At 68.3% G+C, this 21,382-nt stretch carries 12 protein-coding genes; 7 read left to right on the top strand and 5 right to left on the bottom strand.

Annotated elements, in window-relative coordinates:
• Positions 1 to 178: 178 nt before the first annotated feature.
• The 4 genes from G1H11_RS17750 to G1H11_RS17765 all read right to left on the bottom strand — a co-directional run bounded on the left by G1H11_RS17750 (position 179) and on the right by G1H11_RS17765 (position 7,000).
• On the bottom strand, positions 179 to 2,182 hold the full coding sequence (locus tag G1H11_RS17750; protein ID WP_163819941.1) for an acetoacetate--CoA ligase: 2,004 nt from the start codon (positions 2,180 to 2,182) through the stop codon (positions 179 to 181).
• Positions 2,183 to 2,242: 60 nt separating this feature from the next.
• Complete coding sequence (locus G1H11_RS17755) at positions 2,243 to 3,322, bottom strand: glycosyltransferase family protein (protein ID WP_163819942.1); 1,080 nt, start codon at positions 3,320 to 3,322, stop codon at positions 2,243 to 2,245.
• A gap of 60 nt (positions 3,323 to 3,382) precedes the next feature.
• Entirely contained in the window at positions 3,383 to 4,645 is a 1,263-nt protein-coding gene (locus G1H11_RS17760; RefSeq protein ID WP_163819943.1) for a nucleotide sugar dehydrogenase, read from the bottom strand.
• A gap of 111 nt (positions 4,646 to 4,756) precedes the next feature.
• Positions 4,757 to 7,000 (bottom strand): ATP-grasp domain-containing protein, encoded by a 2,244-nt coding sequence (locus tag G1H11_RS17765; protein WP_163819944.1) that lies wholly within the window; start codon positions 6,998 to 7,000, stop codon positions 4,757 to 4,759.
• Between the two features lie 173 nt (positions 7,001 to 7,173).
• On the opposite strand from G1H11_RS17765, the gene G1H11_RS17770 reads away from it, so the two are divergent.
• The 7 genes from G1H11_RS17770 (at position 7,174) to G1H11_RS17800 (ending at position 17,672) form a co-directional block, all read left to right on the top strand.
• Entirely contained in the window at positions 7,174 to 8,850 is a 1,677-nt protein-coding gene (locus G1H11_RS17770; RefSeq protein ID WP_163819945.1) for an asparagine synthase-related protein, read from the top strand.
• A complete protein-coding gene (locus tag G1H11_RS17775; protein WP_163819946.1) occupies positions 8,847 to 9,308 on the top strand; it encodes a hypothetical protein in 462 nt (153 codons plus the stop codon). The genes G1H11_RS17770 and G1H11_RS17775 overlap by 4 nt, the downstream gene beginning before the upstream one ends.
• Positions 9,309 to 9,454: 146 nt before the next feature.
• Positions 9,455 to 11,719, top strand: a complete 2,265-nt coding sequence (locus G1H11_RS17780) for a glycosyltransferase (RefSeq protein WP_163819947.1) — start codon at positions 9,455 to 9,457, stop codon at positions 11,717 to 11,719.
• 16 nt (positions 11,720 to 11,735) lie between these two features.
• Positions 11,736 to 12,932 carry a sugar-transfer associated ATP-grasp domain-containing protein gene (locus G1H11_RS17785; RefSeq protein ID WP_163819948.1) on the top strand — a complete coding sequence of 399 codons (1,197 nt, stop codon included), beginning with the start codon at positions 11,736 to 11,738 and terminating at the stop codon, positions 12,930 to 12,932.
• 30 nt (positions 12,933 to 12,962) lie between these two features.
• Positions 12,963 to 13,664, top strand: a complete 702-nt coding sequence (gene cuyB / locus G1H11_RS17790) for a cysteate racemase (RefSeq protein ID WP_163819949.1) — start codon at positions 12,963 to 12,965, stop codon at positions 13,662 to 13,664.
• Positions 13,665 to 13,819: 155 nt separating this feature from the next.
• Complete coding sequence (locus G1H11_RS17795; protein ID WP_163819950.1) at positions 13,820 to 16,411, top strand: acylphosphatase; 2,592 nt, start codon at positions 13,820 to 13,822, stop codon at positions 16,409 to 16,411.
• On the top strand, positions 16,401 to 17,672 hold the full coding sequence (locus G1H11_RS17800) for an ATP-binding protein (RefSeq protein WP_163819951.1): 1,272 nt from the start codon (positions 16,401 to 16,403) through the stop codon (positions 17,670 to 17,672). Before G1H11_RS17795 ends, G1H11_RS17800 begins: the two co-directional genes overlap by 11 nt.
• Before the next feature lie 70 nt (positions 17,673 to 17,742).
• Here the strand turns inward: G1H11_RS17800 and G1H11_RS17805 are convergent, their stop codons facing one another.
• Positions 17,743 to 21,357 carry a CapA family protein gene (locus tag G1H11_RS17805; RefSeq protein WP_163819952.1) on the bottom strand — a complete coding sequence of 1,205 codons (3,615 nt, stop codon included), beginning with the start codon at positions 21,355 to 21,357 and terminating at the stop codon, positions 17,743 to 17,745.
• Between the last annotated feature and the right edge of the window lie 25 nt (positions 21,358 to 21,382).

Raw genomic sequence — 21,382 nt, forward strand, 5'->3', positions numbered from 1 at the left:
ACCCTCACGCCCTCATCGCCCTGGCCATGCTCTCCCTCGGCGGCTACCGCCCAGCCCTCCCGGGCCGCTAACCCACGGAAACGTCAGGAGAGCCCTAAATGATCATGTAAACCATGTTTTCTCGTGCTTCACCATGCCTGCAGCCCTGGTGAAGCACGAGAAAACATGGTTTACATGATCATTTAGGTGGGGGCTGGAGGGAACGGGCGAGGGCGACGAACTCCTCGATGGACTCGGGATTGCGCAGGGCCTCCCGGCTGACCGCAGTTCGCGGATCGCCGCCGGAGAGGATCTTCTTGACCGGTACCTCGCACTTCTTGCCGTTCAGGGTCCGCGGGATGTCGCCGACGACGACGAACCGGTCCGGCACGTGACGCGGCGACAGCCCGGCGCGCAGCGCGTGTCGCAGCCCGTCCTCGACCTCCGCCGGCCGTGCACCGTCTTCCAGGGCGAGGAAGCACAGCAGCTCGCCCTCCGTGTCCGCGCCGCCGGACGTGTCTATCACCAGGGAGTCGCGGACTCCGGGATCCGACTCGACCACCCGGTAGAACTCGGCGGTCCCCATCCGCACACCACCTCGGTTGAGAGTGGAGTCGCTGCGGCCGTGGATCACCGCGGAGCCGCGGTGGGTGATCGTGATCCAGTCGCCATGCCGCCAGACGCCCGGGAAGTCGGCGAAGTAGGCCTCGCGTAGCCGGGAGCCGTCGTCGTCGTTCCAGAAGGACACCGGCATCGACGGCATCGGCCGAGTCAGCACCAGCTCACCCACCTGGCCGACGACTGGGTGGCCGGATTCGTCGTACGCCGCGACCGCCGCCCCGAGCGACGGCCGGGACAGCTCTCCGAGCCATACGGGTACGTCAGGCGACGGGCCGATGAAGCCGGTACACAGATCCGTCCCGCCGGAGAAGCTGGCGATCTGCACGGAGGAGCCGAGGTTGGACTCCAGCCAGCGGAAGCCGTCGATGGACAGCGGAGCACCCGTCGAGCCGACGGTCCGGACCGACGACAGCCGCTGCCGGTCCAGGGTGAGACCGGCCTTCAGGCAGGCCTGGATGAACGGGGCCGAGGTGCCGAATACGGTGACCTGCTCGTCGGCGGCGACGTCCCACAGCGCGCTCATGCCCGGGTAGGCCGGACTGCCGTCGTAGAGCACCACCGTGCAGCCGACCAGGAGCCCGGAGACGACGAAGTTCCACATCATCCAGCCGGTGGTGGTGAACCACAGGAAGCGGTCACCGGGGCCGGCGTCGAAATGCAGCGCCAGAGCCTTGATGTGCTCCAGCGTGATGCCGCCGTGTCCGTGGACGATTCCCTTGGGAAGCCCCGTGGTGCCCGACGAATACAGGATCCACAGCGGATGGTCGAACGGTACCGCCTCGAATTCCAGGGTGGCGCCGTGATGGGAGTCGATCAGGTCCGGCCATGGGATCCGGTTCGCCGACGCGGGCGGGACCTCTGGGGCGTCGTCGCCTGTGCTTCGGAGGTAGTCGATGACGACGGTGCCCCGCAGCGTGGGCAGATTGGACTCGAGCTGGGCCGTCGTCGCGTGGACGTGATGGGTCTTCCCGTTGTAGACGTAACCGTCGATGGAGACGAGAACGGTGGGGTCGAGCTGCGCGAACCGGTCGGTGACGGCGCGGACGCCGAAGTCCGGAGAGCAGGACGACCAGATGGCGCCCAGGCTCGCCGTGGCGAGGAACGCGATCAGAGCTTCCGGTGAGTTCGGAACGAGGGCGACGACGCGGTCGCCGCGGCCGACACCCAGCGAACGCAGGCCCGCTCGGACAGCTGCCACCTTGCTCCGTAATTCACCGTGGGTGACGTGCTGGGCCTGGCCGTCCTCGCGGCGGAACACGACCGCCAGATCGTGGTCGTGCTTGCCGGGGGCCGGGCGAAGGGCGTGCTCGGCGTAGTTGAGAGTGCTGCCCGGAAACCAGCTGGCTCCCGGCACGGTGAGATCGCCGACGACCTCGGCCGGCTGCTCGTGGAACGCGACGCCGAAGTGCTCGGCGAGGGCGCCCCAGAAGGCCGCCGGCTCGTTGACCGACCATCGCCAGAGCTCGTCGTAATCAGCGGCGTCGACAATCCCGTGGGAGCGCAACCAGGCACGGAATCGACCCATCCCGCTCGAGGTGCTCTGCTCTGCTGTCGGCTTCCACACGACCTCGGGTTCGGTCATGGGCCAAATCTAGTGCAGGGCACGGCATGGGGCACCAGGGCCGGACACCGGCCGTGCCGCTCAGCCGGCGCCCGCGATGCCCTCCAGGGTGCGCACGAACAGCTCGGCGTCGGCGTCCCAGCTGTAGTGCTCGGTGACGGCCTTGCGCCCGGCGGCGGCCATCTGGTCGCGTTCGGCCCGGTCGGTGTCGAGACGGCGCACCGCGGCCTCCATCGCGTCCACGTCGCCGAACGGCACGACGACGCCGCAGCCGTGCCGCTGGACCAGATCGGCCGGAGCCGGATTTGGCGTGGTGACGATGGGCAGTCCGTAGGCCATGTACTCGAAGAGCTTCGTGCCCGGGGAGTGGGCGTAGTTCGGCTGATCATGCAGGAGGTTGAGCCCGGCCAGTGCGCCGGGAAGTGCGGCGAGCGCCTGGTCGTTGGGGACGAATCCGTGCCACCGGACGTGCCCGGCGCCGTGGGCGGCCCGAATCTGGTCAGCGCAGTCGGCGTCGGCGTTGCCGATCAGGTGCACCTCGATGTCCGGGGCGAGCCGCCGCCCGAGCTCGGCCAGCTCCGAGGCGCCTCGCGCCTGGGTGATGCGGCCGAGGTACACCACCCGGCCACCCGACTCGACGTCGAGGTCTTCGGGCTCGACGACGCTGTTCCGGATCACCGGATGGGCTTTGCGGAACCGCCGCACGTAACCCTCCTCGGCCAGGAGAAGGGTCATCCGGTGCTCGGCGCGCCGTTCGACGGCACCGATCAGGGCCGCGGCCACCGGCCGGACCGGCCGTGGCAGCCACGGCTTCATCCGGACCGCGGCCACCGTGTCCTCGTGAACATCCCAGACCAGGCCGGGGTGGCTGAGACCCGCGGCCGCGAACAGCAGTTCGGGGTCGTGCATGAGGATCACGTCGAAGTCCGCGGCGCGCCGGCGTAGGAGCGCGCGGGCGGCGCGTAACGCTCGAAGCCGGTGCATCCCGCGGGCACGCGGGATGTCGATCGACCTGATGTCGGCGGGGATCGCCCGGTCGTAGCCGCTGAACGGGGCCGCGAACGTGACCTCGTGCCCGGCGTCGCGCAGGGCGGCGATCTGCTTGTGCCGGATACGAGTGTCTTCGGGGTCGTGCACGACGGTCAGCACCAGGACGTTCACGAGAGCGAGCCTATCTGTTTCCGGTCCCAATGATCATGGAGAGGAAGGAGAGAGGCGGCGTCAGAGGTGCTCGACGTGGTCGGAGACGGGCGTGATGCCTCGGGTATCGAAGACCCGGCCGGCCTTCTTGGCGATCATCTCGCCGTCGTACTGGCTGTGGCCCTGCAGGACGACGGTGATGTCGGCCGCGGCGATCGCGGCGTCCAGATCCGGAACCCGCTCCAGGTCACCGTTGTCGACGCGCCAGGTCGCCACGTGCGGATCGTGGAAGACGACGTCGGCGCCGAGAGCCATCAGCCGGCGGGCAACCGGCACCGCCGGGGACTCGCGCTGGTCGGCGATGTCCTGCTTGTAGGTCACGCCGAGGAGCAGCACGGTGGAGCCGTTGACGGCCTTGCCGTCCCGGTTGAGCATGTTCTGGATGCGCTGTGCCGTGTAGGTGGGCATGGTCGCGTTGATCTCCTGCGCCAGCTCCACGAAGCGGAACGGGTAGCCCAGCCGGGCGCGTACGTTGTGGCTGAGATAGTTCGGGTCGATCGGGATGCAGTGCCCGCCTACGCCCGGGCCCGGATAGAACGGCTGGAAGCCGAACGGCTTGCTGGACGCGAGCCGGATGACGTCCCAGAGGTCGATGTCCAGCTCGTGGCAGAACATCGCCATCTCGTTCACCAAGGCGATGTTGATGTGACGGTAGGTGTTCTCCAGCAGCTTGGCGGTCTCGGCCTCGCGGGTGCCCCGCGCCTCGACGACGGTGTCGACGAAGTGCCGGTAGAACTGCGCCGCCCGGGCCGTGCACGCAGGCGTCTGACCTCCCACGACCTTCGGAGTGTTGCGCATGCCGAAGGTGGGGTTCCCCGGGTCGATCCGCTCCGGAGAGAAGGCGAGATGGAAGTCCGCACCGGCGACGAGCCCGCCGCGCTCGAGAATGGGCCGGACCACCTCGTCCGTGGTGCCCGGGTACGTGGTGGATTCGAGAATGACGAGCATGCCGGGCCGGAGGTGGGCAGCGATCGTCTCGCAGGCCGAGATCACGGCGCGCAGGTCCGGCCCGCCCTCGTCGGACAGCGGCGTCGGCACACAGACGACGACCGTGGACGCGGAGGCGATGCCAGCGGCGTCGGTGGTAGCCGTGAAGCCGGCGGCCAGCATCGACTCCACATCGGAGTCCTCGAGGTCGTCGACGTGGGAGCGGCCGGCATTCAAGCCGTCGACGACGTCCGGGTTGAGATCGAACCCGAGCACCGTGAGCCCGGACCGGCTCGCTTCCTGGGCCAGCGGCAAGCCGACGTATCCCAGGCCGATCACCGCGAGATCTGCGGCCATGCCTGCCTCCTTGTGCTTCGAAGAGCGCGCGCGCTCTTGACGTCGTCGTCCACTATGCCCGACTCGAGGGCAGAGAGCACGACCCGGCCTGGCCGGTAACGACCGCACACACTACTGTGCGGGCCGCCCCTCTATCGGCAGCACATAACGCTGGCAGCCGAGCAGCTGTTCCGCGGCGGCGTCGTATGCCGGCCCGGCGGACCCGTAGCCCGGGTACGCGAACTCGGCGAGAATGGGGTCGGTGTCGAAGCCGGAGACGGCCCAGGTCTGGCTCTCGCCCGGAGTGGCCGGCGCCTGCACCGCGAATGTGACCGCGGCCAGCGGCACCGTCCCGATGAATCCCAGCAGCACCCTCGCCGCGGGCGCCAGTTCGGGGTACGGGCAGCCGCTGAAACCGAAGGTGTCGGCCCCGACGGACATGAGCGGGGTCCGGGCCAGCCGGATCACGGTCCCGGCGGCCGGAACGTCGTCCTTGCGGAGACCCTTGCGGGCCAGCCCGTCCTCCGACAGCAGCGATGCCTTGACCGGGAAGTGACGCAGGTACGGGTGGGCCGCCCGGCCGGCGAGCTTCTGGTCGATCAGCTCGCCCAGCGACGACGTGCCGTCCCCGGTCACCACCGGGGGGCTGATCACGACCGATGACACCAGCTCACCACCGGCCAGCAGCAGCTTGCACTCCGCGCCCGCGGGCGCTTGCTGGACCGTGACGGCCGTGGTCCCCTGGGGTAGCCGGGACCAGGCCTGGTCCAGGTCGGCCGCGGTGGTGAACCGGATGGTACGGGCGTCGCCCTGGGTGTCTCGTCGAGCTCGCATCCGCCACGGTCCTGGATGCTCGCTGACGAGGGCACGCACGTCGTGCAGTGTTGCGGTATCGAACCGCTGGCGCACGAGAGCGGGCAGGCCGGCTGCCCTCAGCAGGCCACGGAGCACCGCCGACGCCGTCGATGCCGCGTCGGCGAACATGGTCCGGCCGCTCCGCTCGAAGATCTCTTCCCGATCCCCACGACGTGCGTAGACGAGTTTCCCCTGGTATTGGACATCGTCGAAGCCGCCTCGCAACAGCCGAGGCCGCAGCTCGCGCTGGTCGAGACCGCGGGGCGAGCCGGCTCTGGCGGCGTCACCGGGCCACGGCGTGCCGGAAATTTCGGACGACGACGCGGCCTGGTCGACGAGCTTCTCCGGAGCCGGGGCCGACACCGCGATCCGCTGCTCGGCGGCCGGGGTGGGATCGAGCCGGAAGGGACTGGCGCGCAGGTCGTCGCCGGCCCGGAAGAAGTAGCCTTCGACGGCCTCGTCGCCGGTGTCCACGGGCTCCCCGAACAGCGGGAAGATGTGGATCGGCATCTCGTTGTTGAGGTTGACCTCACAGACGATGCAGCGCTGCTCCTCCGGTGGGGCGTCGAACCGTTCCAGGAGGATGTCGATCCCGGCGTGATACGCGCTGGGCAGGCAGGCAGCCGCCCGCTCGGCCAGCCGGAGGATGCCGGGGTGCACCACGTCCACCAGCTCGTAGCTGTCACCACCCGACGAGAGATTCGCCTTGAAGTGCAGGAAGACGCGTTGTCCGGCCTCCGGGACGCTGTCCGGCGTCATTCCGCGCAGCTCGAGATGGTGCTCGGTGAAGGGGTTGATCTGGATGGGGCAGTGCCGCAGGTACGCGTTGCCGGCCCGGACCTCGTTCTTGCGCTCGATCAGTTGACGGATGCTCGACGTGCCGTCACCGACGACGTTGGCGGGGACCCGCAGCATCGCCGCGACCGCGCGTCCGGCGATGGTCATGATCCGCAGGTCGATCCCCGCGACCATCTCCTCGACAAGGACGCGTCGCGCCATGGCGAACGCCTCTTCCGCGGCCGGCTTCAGTTCGGCATCATCCCGGATGTCGACCGTGACCCCTCTGCCGCCGCTGCCGTTGATCGGCTTCACGACCGCGGGAGCACCGACTCGCCGGAAACTCTCGAGCGCGCCGTCCAAGCAGTCGACCACCTCGCCACGCGCGACGGGCAGGCCCTGATCGACCAGGATGCGCTTGGTGATGAGCTTGTTGTTGGTGACGATCCGGTCGAGCCCGGTCAGCCGCGAACTCATGTTCTGGAAGAAGCCCACGGCGAGATCGCCGTGCCGGATGATCTGAGTCTGGGGTGAGATCCGGATGGACTCCAGGCCCCGGCGGTCGGCTGCGCTGCGGAGCATGGCCGCGTCGAGAGCGCGCTTTCCTACCTTGTGCTCAAGTTCGTAGGAGCGGGGCTGGAGGTGTTCGAGTTTCGCGAGCGCCGCGTTGATCAGCGATTCGACGTCTGCGGGCGCGGCGGAGGGGCCGGAGCCCGCGCCGTGGTGCTGGGTAAGTGGGGGCATCTGCTTCTACTCGAGGGGGTCAGCGGATCAGGTCTGTGATGTATCTGTGACCCTACTCCTAGCCGACGCCATCAGCGGCAGGCGGTGACTCCTGGTGCAGCGCACGGTCACATTCGCGGGTGAAAGGTGGGGTTTGCGCGCGATCCGCCGGCAGGCAGGAGAGGATGGGGCACATGCAGGTCGAACGATCCAGACGGGCCATCGGAATGTGCGGACGGGCCGGCCCGGGTGACGCCACCCGGGTCGACACCATGTCCGAGCTCCTCGGCGGGGTGCGGTCACTGTTCGAGGGCACTATGGGGGCGTTGCGTGCCGACGCCGGCGCCGTGCGGTGGCCGGGCACTCGTCGTTCCGCCGTCTCCTGGTCGCCTACCCCTCTGCCGGCGAACCTCCCGCCCGACGCGGCGGCGGCGGCCGAGCACCATGACGCGTTCTCTCTGGTGACTGACCCCACCTCGGCCCGGATGTACGCCGGCGTCTCCGGTGCCGTGCCGGTCTACGCCGACATGGATGCCGGAACGAGCGACGGTGTGTTCTTCTGCACACGCCTCGAGCCGCTGGCCCGGACCCGCGGCGCATCCCTCCGCCCCGACTGGCACGCGTGGGCACACATCCTGGCGGCGGGGGGTCCCCTGGAGGGCAGGACGACGTTCGCCGGAATCCATCGGCTGCAGCCGTGGAGCCGGGTGAGTGTCGAGGCGGGCGGCCGGCCCGCGATGACGGCTTCGGGCTGGCCGTGGCTGGAGGTCGCTCAGTCCGGAAGCGCGTCGGTCGACGCGGTGGGCGACGCGTTGGCCCATGTCATCGCCGAGCTGAGTTCACGTTCCGCGGTGGCGTCCCTGCTGAGCGGCGGCTGGGACTCCCGCATCCTGGCTGCCCTGGCGGCCCGGTCCGCGGCGTCTCCGGGAGCCACGGGCGACCCGCTGGTGGCCTGGACCACCTCCTCCGACACCGGCACGGTGATGGAGGAGCTCGTGGCGGCGAAGGTCGCGGAGCACCTCGGCGTGCGGCATCGGGTGCTACCGCCACGTCACGAGGCGTTCGCCGAAGACCTGGACTATTTCGCCCGCTCGGCGGATTATCAGACCTCTTTCCATGTCTGGCTGGTGCCGCTCGCCCGGGCCTTGGTCGGCTCGTCGGCGACCGTTCTCGACGGACTCGGCGGCGGCCTGTTCGTCGGAGGTGCCTTTCCCGACGACGAGTCGGGCCGCCCGGCGGTCGATCAGCGGTTCGACCGGCTGGCCCGCTACCTGAAGGGTGCGGAGGAGATCTTGGCGCCCGGGGTCGTGGCGCAGGTCCGGGAGCGCACGTGGGCGGCCTTCGAGCAGGTCGCCGAGCCGCTCGCCAAGCATCCGTTCGGCAGCACGTTCACGGCGTACCTGACCCGGACGTTGCCGGGCATCAGCCTGGCGCCCTACGGCCTGATGGCGTCGTCCGCGCCCGTGGCGACGCCGTTCGTCAACAACGCCGTGGTGACCGCGGCATTGGCGATTCCGCCGGAGCTGCATCGCGCGGGCCGGCTCTACCCGCAACTCATCCGGCGCACGGACGCCTACCTGGCCGAGCTTCCGACCGCTGCGGATCTGACGCCGCGCGAGCGGCAGCTGCCCAGGCGGGTCTCCTCGGAGGCGGCCGCGCGGCACCTGCGGGATCTGGTGACGCGTGAGCCGGTCCGCGAACTGCTGGCTCCGGGACTCGCCGGCGCCGACATCGGGGTGTGGCGACGGCATCTCGACAACACCCGGCATCAGCATCTGATCCGCGGTCTGGCCACGCTCTCCCTCTGGCTGGACCACTATGCGGACGTGCTGAGCAGTGCCGATGTCGACGAGTTGATGGGGCGAGGATGAGCGACAGGTACGTGCTGGTCGAGGACGCGATCGCGGACCGGCGCGAAGGCAGGGACCCGGTGGCGGGAGCGTGCGTCGTCGTGCCCGGATCCGCCGCTGGTGGACCGGCCGAGCTCGTGGGCGCGATCGTCGATGTGCTGATCGAGGCCGAGCGCGCCGGCGCGGCCTGCGTGCTGCTCGCCGGGGAGAAGCGTGACCTCGATACGGCGGTGGCCGCCGTGTGCCGTTACGTCGTCGCGGACCGGCCGGAGGTCCTCGAGGAGGCGCGGCAGCTGTTCGGCCCGGACCGGGTCCAGCAGGTGGAGTCGGTCGCCGTGGACCAGATCCGGTCCTGGATCCGGCAAATTCCGGTGAGCAGCGCGGAGTCGGTAAGGTTACGTCGGCGTGTCGGAGCCGTCGCCGGACAGCTCAAGTCGGCACGATCGATATATGGAAGGATGCGCCGTCGGAGAACGTGAGAGATGGACGGCGTGCGACGTCGGGGCTGACCGGTCCGTACGCGGCATCGGGCGAGCGCACGGGCGGGCGCACGGGCCCCTGACCGGGCGTGCGCCACGCCGGCCACCTCTCCGGCTGATGTCGTATGAGTAGCGGAAAAGGTCTGATGACGAGTAGAACGATGCAGTTCGACGTCTTGATGGCGACCGACTGCCGGTTCCCGGGCGGCAACACGTCAAGCGTGGTCGAGGAGATCGAGGCGCAATACCGGGCCGGCTATCGGACCGGCATCCTGCACCTGCCGTCACCTGTGCTGAACAAGCCGCGCTCGTTCGCACCCAAGTTGCGCAAGGTGCTCGACGAAGGAAAGGCGGAACTCGTCGTCGGCGCCGACCGGGTCGAGGCCGGCTTGCTTCTCGTCCGGCATCCGACCGTGTTCACCGAACCGCCGCGCGACCTGCCCGCCCTCGATGCCGAGCACGTGATCCTCGCCGTGAATCAGGTGGCAGCGGACGATCGCGGTGTCGAGCCGTACTACGACATCCCGCACGTGCACCGCCAGATCGAGCGCGTCGTCGGGAAGCAAGCCACCTGGGCGCCGATCGGTCCCCGGGTGCGCGAGTCCTTGGAAGAGCACGCCGCTTCCGTGCCGGTCCTCGCGTGGGACTGGGAGAACGTGATCGACGTGAACAGCTGGGAGGTGCCGAGGTCCGGTTTCGTCTCGGACCGGCCGGTGATCGGACGGCACAGCCGCGGGCACTGGACGAAGTGGCCGGACACCAAGCAGGACATCCTGGCCGCGTATCCGGCTGACCCCCACTACACGGTCCGGATTCTCGGCGGGACCGACGCGCCCGGGCAGATCCTCGAGCGGATCCCGGCGAACTGGGTGAACCTGCCGTTCAACTCCGTTCCGGCCAAGGAATTCCTCGCCACCATCGACTTCTTCGTGTACTTCCACCATCCCGGGTTGATCGAGGCGTTCGGCCGGGTGGTGCTCGAAGCGCTCTCCGCCGGCACGGTCGTCATCGCGCCGCCGTATCTGGAGCCGCTGTTCGGCGACGCCTGCCTGTACGGCACGCCTGCCGACGTCAGATCACACGTCGACCGGCTCTACGCCGACTGGGGCGCGTACATCGACCGGTCGCAGACCGGCGTCGAGCTGGCGCGTAAACGCTTCAGCTACGAGACGCACGTGGAGCGGGTGGCGAAGCTGATCGGCGAGCCTTCGTTCGACGCGTCGGCCGGCGGTGGCACCACCTCATCGCGGACCCGCCGCGTGGCATCGGGCGTGAGCGCGCCGGCACTGAGTCAAACGGACGAAGAACCCTCGACGGGCGGCCGGACCCTCCTCCTGGACCTGCGCTGGGACACCGGCGACGAGCCACTGCTCGCCCAGGTGATCGCCGAGGCGAGGACGGACGCGGCCGGGCCTACCGCCGTGGTGGTGCCGGCGTGGCGAGCTGGCCAGGTCGGTGATCAGGCAAACGGCGCCGGTGCCGGGCGACGCGGCGGCCGGTCGCGCCGCAAGCCTGAGAAGCAGATTCTCGTCGAGACCTTTCCGTGGGTCCTCGCCGAGCTGTCCGCCGCGGAACGACGGCGTTACGTCGCCTTGCGCTTGTCCGGACTCCTCGCCACGCACCGCCCGGAGCGAGTCGTCATCCTGGACGGTGGCGGCCGGGACGCGCGCAGGGTCGCCGATGCCGTGATCGGCTCCGGAATCGACGTGCTGCTCGTCCACCGCGACTCCGCGACCGCCGGTGAGCTCGGGACGGCTCCTGAATGGGTGCTCCCGGAGCGATGGACCGTGTCCCGTGCCGTCGTCACGACCGCCGCGACCGCCCCTTCCGCTCGAACCGGCTGGGCGGCCTGGCGTCGCAAGGCGCCGTTGTGGACCCGGACACGGGCCCGGCGCACCATGAGCGCGCTGCGGCGCGGCCGGGTGCGCGCCCTGGAGCGGGTGGCGCCGTCGTCGGGCCTGATGCTGTTCGAGGTCGCAGATGCCGAGCTCGCCCTCCCGGTGCGGGCGCCGGTCAGCCACCCGCTGCCGGAGCGGCTCCCGATAGCGCTGGTCGTCGTCACCGGCGCCGACGTCGAGGCCGGGCCCACATTGCAGGCGGTGGCCGAACGAGCCCAGATGACCACAGCGTTCCGGCCGGCGGTCCTGGCGCCCGCGGACTGGGTGGGTGAGGCGACGAGCCTCGGGATCACCCTCGAGACGCTGATCCCCGAGGCGAACTGGTCCACCGTCTATGGTGGTGGGTGGAATGAGTACGTGCGCGGCCGGGTGAACGAGACCTGTCAGGTGATACACCCCACCACCGTGGTGTTCGCCGAGAGAACCATCCATCCGGCCGGTACGGCGGGGGACAACGGCGCGTCCGCGCTACTGGACGTCATGGAGGCGGCCAGAACTCGCCGGCGTGCGTGAGAACTGAAGGAACACCATGCGCAAGGTAGGCACAGCGGTGACCTGGGGGAGCGGCCGCCTGCGGGTGGCTGCCCGCTGGGGTCGCCGTCTCCCCAAGCGGACCCGGCGGCGGTATCGTGCGGGCCGATTGCAGCTCACCGCCATCCGCAAGCTCGTCAAGAAGGAACGCGAGTGGGACGCGCCGCTGCGGATGCGGCGCCCACGGTGGTGGCTCCGGGGCTTCCTGTCGCGCAGCGCCATCCTGTACGACCTCGACCACAACGACCCGGCGCAGTACGTCTCCGACCTGCAGCGGGTCTATCGAACCAAGCGCATGGTGCACGAGCGTCTGCAGGACGTCATCAACAACAAGCTCACGACCCACCTGCTGCTCGGCACCATGGACATCCCGTCGGCCACGCTCCTGGGCGTGTATTGGCGAGGAGCGGTCCACCGCTTCCCGCACGAGGAACGCGTCGAGCTGCCCGAGTACTTCCGCCGGCTTCCCGCCGGTCAGCAGATCTTCATGAAGGTCCTGGCGGGCGCCGAGGGCAAGAACATCTTCGCGGTCAAGCGCCTCGACGAGGACAGCTGGGGTGTCAACGGTGTGCCCAAAGACCTCGACGGCGCGGTGGCTGTCTTCCACGCCCAGAACCGGCCTCTGATCGTCGAGGAGGGACTGGCACAGCACGCCAAGCAGAGCGCGCTCTACCCGCACACAGTCAACACCATCCGGGCGCTGACCATGATCGATGTCACCAAGGGGCACGAGCCGTTCATCGTGATGGCGGTGCAGCGGATCGGCTGCCGGCGCTCGGAGCCCGCGGACAACTGGAGCCGCGGCGGGCTCAGCGCCCGGGTCGACCTGGACACCGGCCAGCTCGGCCGGGCTACCAGGCTCCCGGACCACGACACGGTGGAATGGTTCGACGCTCACCCTGACACCGGTGCCCCGATCACCGGGGTCGAAGTGCCGTACTGGAGCCAGATCCGGGACCTCGTGCTGCACTCCGCCCGCGTGCTGTCCTTCATGGAGTACATCGGATGGGACATCGTCGTCACGCCGGACGGTCCCGTAGTGCTGGAGGCGAACATCAACACCGGCATGAACGTGCTCCAGGCACACCAGCCGTTGTTCACCGACGCCCGGGCACGGGCGTACTACGCTGAGCGGGGGGTCACCACAGACCTCGCCCTCGATCCGCCGGCCGTCGAGATCGACGAGCCCATCTGAGATGCGCCGCCGTGAGGTAACGTTCGCATCATGATGTCGCCGCTGCTCGGGGTCCTCGGTGGGATGGGGCCTGCCGCCACCGCGGACTTCCTTGCCAAGCTCGCCGCGCACACCCCTGCCCAGCGAGACCAGGATCATCTGGCGACCATCGTGTACTCCGACCCCACCACGCCGGACCGCTCCGACGCGATCCTCGCCGGCGGCGAGAACCCGCTTCCGGCTATGTTCCGCGGCATCGCCTTTCTCGACGAGGCCGGCTGTGACCTGATCGCCATCCCCTGCAACACCGCTCACCACTGGTATGACGATCTCGCCTCGGCGACGACCGTCCCCGTGGTCCACATCGTGGATGCCGTAGCGGCGCAGGTGGAACGTGAAGCACCCGAGGCCAAGACCCTGGGCCTGATGGCCACCGACGGCACGGTGCGAGCCGGCATCTATGACAAGGTTTTGGCGCCCAGCGGCCGCAACGTGATCGACCTCACTGAGCTGGGGCCGGACAACCCCGTGATGGCCGGCATCCGCGCCGTGAAGGCAGGAGCCTTGGACGGTGCCCGCGACATCCTCACCAACGCGATGCGGGAACTGGTCGCCCGCGGTGCAGAGGGCATCGTCTATGGCTGCACGGACGTGTCCGCGGTCCTGGAGATCCCGGCCAGCGGCGTGAGCGTCCCGGTGTGGGATGCTGCCGACGCGCTCGCTATCGCCTGCGTGAACCGCCTTCGTGGGTGAACCCCCGGCATCTGATCGTCACCACGCGGAAACCGGTGGGTGGTCCAAGTGTGTTCGTGCGGAGGGATCCATCTACAATCGCCGCTGGCGCACCATGACGCGACGCCGGCGGCGCGCGCCGGCGGCGCATGACGAGTAACCACGAGAGGCACCGCATGGACCACACCGGGCGAGCGTTGACGGTGATCCGCGCTCACGCGATCGCGTACCGGACGCCCAACGGCGGCAACGGTCAGTCCAAGCAACCTGTCCGGGGCAACTACCTCGTCAAGCTCGAGGCGACCGCTGCCGACGGCGCCGCGCTCATCGGGCTTGGCGAGGCGCAGCCACGCGGGGGCGAGACCGGCGATCGCGGCAGTGCGTCGTGGGACTTCCTGCTGGCCTGTGTCAGCACACTGGAGAACCGGACCATCGACCTGGCGGACCGGAACGCGGCGCTTACGTCTGTGCGTTCGATCGTCGAGGAGCTTCACGCGCGTGCCTCGGCCACCGGTGCGGAGCTGTCCAGACCGACCTCGCTGCGCTCGACCGTACGGGGGTGGGCCAAGCAGCTGGCCGGTCGTTCCGGGCGAATCGATGACGTGATGCCGTTCCGTGGAACCCTGTTCGGCATTGAGACCGCACTTCTGGACGTTGCCGCTCGGGGCCTGGAGGTCTCGGTCGCGGAGCTCCTCGGCATTCACGGGGAGAAGGTAGCCACGTCATCACCGCTGGTCGCCATGTCGGCGCGCGCTGAGAACAATGTGGCGACGCTGGAAGAAGCCGTTGCGGAGCACGGCGGCGTGGACGAGCGCCCGCTCTGGGTAGACCTGCGTGGATCCATGACGCCACCGGCGGCGTCGGAGTTCATCCGCCTGGTGGCCGACGCGGCGGGAGATCGGCGACTGCCCCGGCGGATCATCGTTGAGCAGCCGGTCCGGAACCGCAATCGCCACCTCTTGGCTGGCCTGCAGAAGAAGGCCGACGCTGCGGCGGCCTCCGCGAATCTGCCCGGGGTCGAGATCCAGGTCATGGCAGGAGCCAGTGTGTCGAGCCGGCAAGGGCTGGATCGGCTGCTTGGCCGCGGCGGGGTGGGCGCGCTGAACGTGCGGCCGGCTGCCGTGGGCGGACTGATGGCGGCTGCCGACATCGTGGAGGCTGCTGTGACCGCACAGCCGGGCATCCGTGTCCACCTGAGCCAGGTTGACGCCGCGGGCGAGGTCGCGAGCGCGGCGTTGCACAACCTGGCGATGGCCGTCTCGCGGGTCGATTACCTCTTCACCGGCGACGACGCCGCCGAGTACATCACGGCCCCGACAGGCCCTGGTCTGGGGGCCGGGATGCCGTACGAGACCATGGTGGATCGCATCACCGAGTACGAGACGTTTCCGCCCCGAAACGCCCAGGAGGCGGTGCCGGGCCGCACCCCCAACGTGTACAGCGAGGTGCCGTTCCTGCAGCCGCTCGGGCCGAACGGAACAAAGGGGCACCTCCTGGAACGGGAAGCGCTGGCACTCGGCCTGTCGACCATACGGTTCTCCAAGGGTGCCTTTGTCGCCACCGACAACGTCCACGATCCGCTGGTGTTCAAGTGGAGCCGTTCCCCGCTGTCGAGCGCGGTGTCGCTCGCTCTGTGCACGCACAAGGAAGCGACGCGGATGCGGCTGCGCCGGGCGGGTGTTCCGGTCCCCCGGGGCCGGACGTTCACCAACGGCGACTACGGCGCGGCGCGTGCCTTCGCCGAGCGCATCGGCTACCCCGTGGTGGTGAAGCCGGCCATGGGCGTGCGCGGCATCGGCGTGGTGGCGAACATCCAGGACGAGCGGGAGCTGGATCTGGCTTTCCGGCAGCTGGAGGACAGCAAGCTCGGCAGCCAGGACTTCATCGTCGAGAAGCACGTCACCGGCCGGGACTACCGGATCGTCGTCATCGGCGACGAGGTGATCGCCGCGATCCTGCGGGAACCTGCCTCCGTGGTGGGCGACGGACAGCATTCGGTCGCGGAGTTGCTGGTCCGCAAGAACCTGGTCCGCCGGCTCAACCCGCACCTGTGGGGCCGTCCGATCAAGTACGACGACGCCGCTCGGTACCAGCTGGAGCGCGCGGGCCTGACCCTGAACTCGGTGCCGGCTGCCGGCCAGCAGGTGATGCTGTCGAACTCGTGCAGCCTGTCCCAGGGCGGGGACTCGATCGACGTGCTGGATGAACTGCATCCGTCGATCAAGGACGCGTGTGTCCAGGCTGTGAAGGCTGTGCCTGGACTCGCGTTCTGTGGCGTCGACTTCCTGCTCGAGGACCACACGCAGCCCATCGGCGAGCAACAGGCCGGCATCTGTGAGCTCAACGCCCACGCTGCCATCGGCAATTGCGAATATCCCCTGTACGGGACACCGCGGGAGGTGGCTCGGACCTTCATCCACGAGTGTGTCGACCGGTACAAGCTGGTGGCCAGTGACACGCGTGCCGAGAACCTGGCGCTGCGCCTGACCATCAAGGGCAAGGTGACCGGTGTCGGCTACCGGGGGTGGATGCGCAAACGCGCCGAAGGGTTCGGGGTGACCGGCTGGGTCCGCAATGTCAACGCCCGGACCGTCGAGGCTGTGCTCGTGGGTCCCACGGCGGCGACGAGCGCCTTGGCGGCGGCCTGTGTGCTCGGCCCGAAGAACGCGCTGCCGACGTCGGTGAGCACAGTCCACATCGCCCCACCGGACGTCACCGGTTTCGCCATCGTCGACCGCGCGCCGCAGGAGCTGACCCATGTCGGTTGATTCCGTCGAGTCCACATCCGAAACGCCGCTGGGCCGGCTCACCCCGGACGTCCGGGACGGCTTCGAGGTCCATCAGGCGGCGCTGCGCCGGGGAATGAACGTCCTGCTTTTCCCTCGCCAGGTGATGATGGCCAGCACTCCTGACGGAGATCGCGAGCTGACCTTCATTCACGGCATCCCCCAGTCCTCCACACTCGGCGCCGTGACCTACGCCCAGGACAAACGGATGCGGCGAGCACTGCTCGAACGTGCGGGCATTCCGGTGCCGAAGGGCGCCACCTTCTCGGTAGGCCGAGGCGTCAACGATGCCAAGAGTTTCGCGCGGCGCACCGGCTACCCCGTGGTGGTGAAGCCGGCGATGGGTGACAACGCCATCGAGACGTTCGCGGGAGTACATGACGAGGACCAGCTCGACGCCGCGATCGACTACCTGCGAACCCCGCCCGCCGAGCGAGCGACATTCAGCCGGGCCGCTTACGCGCTGACCGAGTTGCGCGAGCCGGGTGAGGAGGACGGCCGGGTGGTGGTTCCCCCCGGCTATCGGTTCCTCATCGAGGAACATGTGCCCGGCGAGTACCTCCGGTTCCTGGTGGTCCGCGGCCTGGTGCGCTCTGTGGTGCATTGTTTCGGCCAGCCTGGCAGCGCCGCCGTGCGCGGGGCCCGGGATATTTCCGCCGACGTGCACCCGACGCTCCAGCAGCTGGCCATCGACGCCACCCGGGCGCTGCCCGGGTTGAGCGTCGCTGCCGTGGACATGGTGGTCGCCGATCATCAGCGTCCCGCCGCGGAACAACGGCTCGCCATCGTGGAACTGTCCGAGCGCCCAGGCCTGGTGGCGCAGGCAGCAGTGTCTGAGCAGCTCAGCCAGCAGATGGGTGACGTCATACTCAACCTGCATGCCGAGGAGACAGGTGTCGGCCTCGGCGACGTGCGGGACGAGGTGTGCGTGGAGATCCACGCGGAGGCCATCCCGGACCTCGACGGCGCGGTCGAGGCCGTCGCCGCCGCGGCCCGCAGCCTCGGCCTGACAGGTATGGCGAAAGTGACCGACCGGATCGAGGGCGTGGCCGACGGCGTCCTGCAAGGTGCGCCGCACGACATCGCCTGGCTCGCCGAGGCTCTTCTCGACGGTAAGCTCGACGGTCACCGCGCGATGCTCGTCGAGGCTCGGCAGCGCCCGCTGGGCGAGGCGCACCAAGCCGCCGGCGGATCCGCCGGCGAGCCCGCCGAAGCAACCGCCGCCGAGCACGGCAAGGCCTGACAACGGGCTACGGCAGCGCCTGTGTCCGGACACCGGACAAACCGTCAGGCCCCGGGTGCCGCCCGCCCGCTTAGGGCAGGTTGTGGATGACGTGCTCGATGATCATCCCGGCGACATCGCGGGAGACGCCGACGCTGGGCTGATGGTGACCCCGTAGGCCCGGGGTCGTATTGAGCTCGATGAAGTGGTGGTTCCCATCAGCTGCTGGGACACTGATATCCGCGATCATCAGATCGACTCCGCACACGGCGATGTCCGGAATGAGGCTGGTGGCCTTCTCCACCACTGTGAGGTAAGACGGATGGACGTCGTCCGTGCAGTCGACGATCTCTGCCGCCGCATGCCGGTTGGACAGGGAACTGAGAAACACGCGATCGCCGTGGGCCGGAGCGGTCTGGTCGCTCAGGCCGTGGCGTTGGAGGAACTCGAGCTCATCAGGCCCCAGCCGGAGCCGAGAATGCCGATCAGCACCGCGACGGCGCAGGTCGGCGTTCTTGGCCGCGACGAGCTCTCGCACCGAGGACGTTCCGTCTCCAACCACGTGAGCAGGCACACCGCGCCTGGCGGCCACGACCTTGCTACCGATGTAGAGGAACCGCAGGACTTCTCCGGTCACACACTCCTCGACGAGAACCGTCTCGTAGCCGTTCGCTGCGATCGCGGCGAACGCGGCTGTGAGCTCATTGCGGCGCTGGATGTTGAGGTAGATGTTCTTGCCCTTGTTTCCGTTCGCCGGCTTGACGCACAGACCCTGAGGGGAATCGTGGATGACTGCGTCGAAGTAGAGCTTCGCCCCGGCGATGTCCCTCGACGCGAACGCCATCCCCCGTGGCACGCTGAACCCGTGCCGGCGCAGGATGGCCGCCGTGACGTCCTTGCGTTTGCAGATCCGCACCGCCCGGCCGTCGATTCCCGTTCCCGGCAGTCCATCCGCACGTGTGGTCGCAACGGTGCCCGAACGGACGAAGTACGTGCGATCCTTCACCGTGAATCGCATCACCGTGCGGGTCGTATCCGGGGAACTCGCCGGCCCAGGCACACGCATGATCTGGAAAGGCAGATCCTTGGCCGCAACCGCGTGGGCGAGCAGCGCGGTGGTGCTTCCTCGGGAGAAGACGTCGATGTCGTTGGGGAGCATCTCCACCATGGACGCGACGTCGGACCGGCTGGCGTCCGTAGCCGTCCCTGATGCTCCGGTCTCCGTGACCGCGGCGCCGGGCGCGTGGCCGAGGGCAGCGGAATAGTCGAATGCGATATGGAATCCGCGCGCGTCGCGAGCGGGACGTGCCTGTTCGGCGAAGGACCCATCGAGATCCATCGCGAGCAGAGCGTCCCACATCGACGTGAACTCGCCCTCCGACAATGGCTGGACACGGAAGCCGGTCTTCTTGTTGTCACTCGCGATCGGGTAAAGGCGCAGGCCGACGTCCCAGGTGCCGTTTTTCCATGCCAGGTTCACTCGCGCCACAAGACCGTACGGAGGAACGTCGTACTGCTCGAAACGGCCTGACCAGTTGAAGACGAAGTTTCCAAGCGAGTAGATGCTGGCGTGATGCTTGGCAAAGGTGAGCTGCTGCAGCATGTGGGCGCCGTGACCGACGACGAGATTGGCTCCGGCCTGTACGAACCGCTGGTTTGCGCGCTGCGCGGATTCCTTCACCCAGTGGTAGTTGCCGCCCCAGTGCGGGTACACGATGATCAAGGAGGAGGGATCCGACGATCGCAGCTCGTGGACGGCTCCCGCGACATCATCCACGGACATCGGATTCACACCAGGCCGTGATTCGCCTGCGTAGAACTGGTACTCGTCGCGGAGCTTCCGTTGGACCTCGCACGCGGCGATCAGGTGAACGCGACGTTCTGTTCCACCGAGGGTGAACGCAAAGGTCAATGGTTCCGCGGCCTCGGCAAGTGAGGCCCCTGCGCCGAAGGCGTCGATTCCACCGTCCTTGAGGTGCCCGATGGTGCGCGCAAGATTGTCGGCGCCGAAATCCATGGTGTGGTTGTTCGCCAAGCCCACCGCGTTGACGCCGAGACCCTTCAATACCCGGACCGCGCGGTCCGGCGAATCCCAGCCAAGGAAACGCTTCTTTCCCTCGAATGGACTGATCGGCGAGTCCGCTAGCACCGTTTCCAGATTGAGGATGAACGCGTCGGTGTCAGAGATGAGTGGTTGAAGCAGCTCAAAGAAGGAGAAGGGATCGCCATTGAGGCGGTCCAGTAGTGCGCCGCCCTTGGCGTTGATGTGGACGTCTCCGAGGCTCGTGTCACCTGCGAGGACCAGCGTCAGGGAAGCGTCGTCGTCTGCGGATTCGGCTTGCTGGGAGATCATGCTGTACTCGGACGAGGCGCGACGCGGTGTGATTGTGCTCGTCGCGGAGGTTTCCGCATTGGTGCCTGCCGTGTCGAAGCTCGCTTCGACATAGGGTTTGACGTTCTCCAGCACGAGGTCCGTACCCAGGCCGGGACGTACCTGGGCGGCGATGATGTTGCTATCTCTGGCGACGTACCGTGCCTTCGGTTCGGTGATGCGCTGCTCGACATTGGTCGGAGGCACTGCCGTGAGGTAATCGATCCGCGGGAGAGCCCTGGCGAGATTGTGCAGGGCCCACGCGGTAGCGTCGCTCGTGCCGACCATTCCGCCGATGCAGACATGGATGTCGGGATCCGCGGCGACGGCCGCTTCGGCGAGATCGAGGCTCGCGAGGAGGCCCCCGGCCTTGGGTGCCTTGATATTCAAAGCTCGGCAGCCGCCGGCGGCGTTGACACGTTCCAGATCCGTGACGTCCCACATGCCCTCGTCCGGCATGATCCGGAGGTCGAGCGGCTGTTCACCGCTCGCCTCGCGGGACGCGGCGTCGGCGTGGCGCTGAAGGAGAGGAAGGTCGGTCACCTGTGATTTCGGCAGGATCCCCTCGAGCACAAGCGATGCCGGCAGCCGGCCGGCCGCCATCCGGTCGACCATTCCGTCGATGAAGGCCATTGCCTGGGAGACATCGAGCGCCTCGTTGATATCCATCCAGATCGGTTTGTCACGCTTCGCCGAGCGATTCGCGTCAGTGACCGTCTCGAGTAGCGACCAATCGTGCTCCAGATCCCCGATGCCTTTCACTCGGGTCATCGGGAACCGGCTCTGTTTGATCACCTTACCGGCGACGTCATCCAGGGACGTGCTAGACGAAATGGTCGAGATGCTGACGCCGATCTCGTCGCGACGTTTTCCGAGCAGCTCGGCGATCTGGAGATTCAATGACCTGGCGACCACGTCAAGGAGTGCGACCTCAATGCCCAGCATGGTCCCGCGGAACGGCCGATCGCGATTCGTGTCGTCCGCGTGTTCGGCTGCGAGGACATCCAGCTCGGCCATGAGGCCGCGGATGGCGGCGAGAGCGACATGGCGGTCCTTGGCAGGAATGCTCCTGCGGTGCAGACGCTGAAGTGCAGGCACGAGGAACGACCATGCCGAGTTGCCCCGGCGGTCGCCGTCCCCCGTCAGTACATGCCGCGGCTGGCACTCGCCGTAGCCGGTGAAACGTTGCCCACCATGCTCAGCAGAGATGGCGACGACGATGTTGGTGGAGGCCTTCGTGACCCCACGAGCAGTCCCGTAGGCACGCTTGAGCGGCATTCGGTACCGATGAGCTTGGATACGGGAGATGCGCAGCTCCGTCACGACGCTCGTCAAGCTGGGGCTCCTTCGTCGGTCAACC

The sequence above is a fragment of the Phytoactinopolyspora alkaliphila genome (genome assembly GCF_010550695.1).
GTDB classification, from domain to species: domain Bacteria; phylum Actinomycetota; class Actinomycetes; order Jiangellales; family Jiangellaceae; genus Phytoactinopolyspora; species Phytoactinopolyspora alkaliphila.

Excerpts from the sequence above, each read along its gene's own strand:
- G1H11_RS17795 (WP_163819950.1), top strand. The coding sequence starts at position 13,820 with ATGGACCACACCGGGCGAGCGTTGACGGTGATCCGCGCTCACGCGATC.
- G1H11_RS17765 (WP_163819944.1), bottom strand. The coding sequence starts at position 7,000 with ATGCCCCCACTTACCCAGCACCACGGCGCGGGCTCCGGCCCCTCCGCC.
- G1H11_RS17775 (WP_163819946.1), top strand. The coding sequence starts at position 8,847 with ATGAGCGACAGGTACGTGCTGGTCGAGGACGCGATCGCGGACCGGCGC.
- G1H11_RS17760 (WP_163819943.1), bottom strand. The coding sequence starts at position 4,645 with ATGGCCGCAGATCTCGCGGTGATCGGCCTGGGATACGTCGGCTTGCCG.
- G1H11_RS17750 (WP_163819941.1), bottom strand. The coding sequence starts at position 2,182 with ATGACCGAACCCGAGGTCGTGTGGAAGCCGACAGCAGAGCAGAGCACC.
- cuyB (WP_163819949.1), top strand. The coding sequence starts at position 12,963 with ATGATGTCGCCGCTGCTCGGGGTCCTCGGTGGGATGGGGCCTGCCGCC.
- G1H11_RS17780 (WP_163819947.1), top strand. The coding sequence starts at position 9,455 with ATGACGAGTAGAACGATGCAGTTCGACGTCTTGATGGCGACCGACTGC.
- G1H11_RS17800 (WP_163819951.1), top strand. The coding sequence starts at position 16,401 with ATGTCGGTTGATTCCGTCGAGTCCACATCCGAAACGCCGCTGGGCCGG.
- G1H11_RS17785 (WP_163819948.1), top strand. The coding sequence starts at position 11,736 with ATGCGCAAGGTAGGCACAGCGGTGACCTGGGGGAGCGGCCGCCTGCGG.
- G1H11_RS17770 (WP_163819945.1), top strand. The coding sequence starts at position 7,174 with ATGCAGGTCGAACGATCCAGACGGGCCATCGGAATGTGCGGACGGGCC.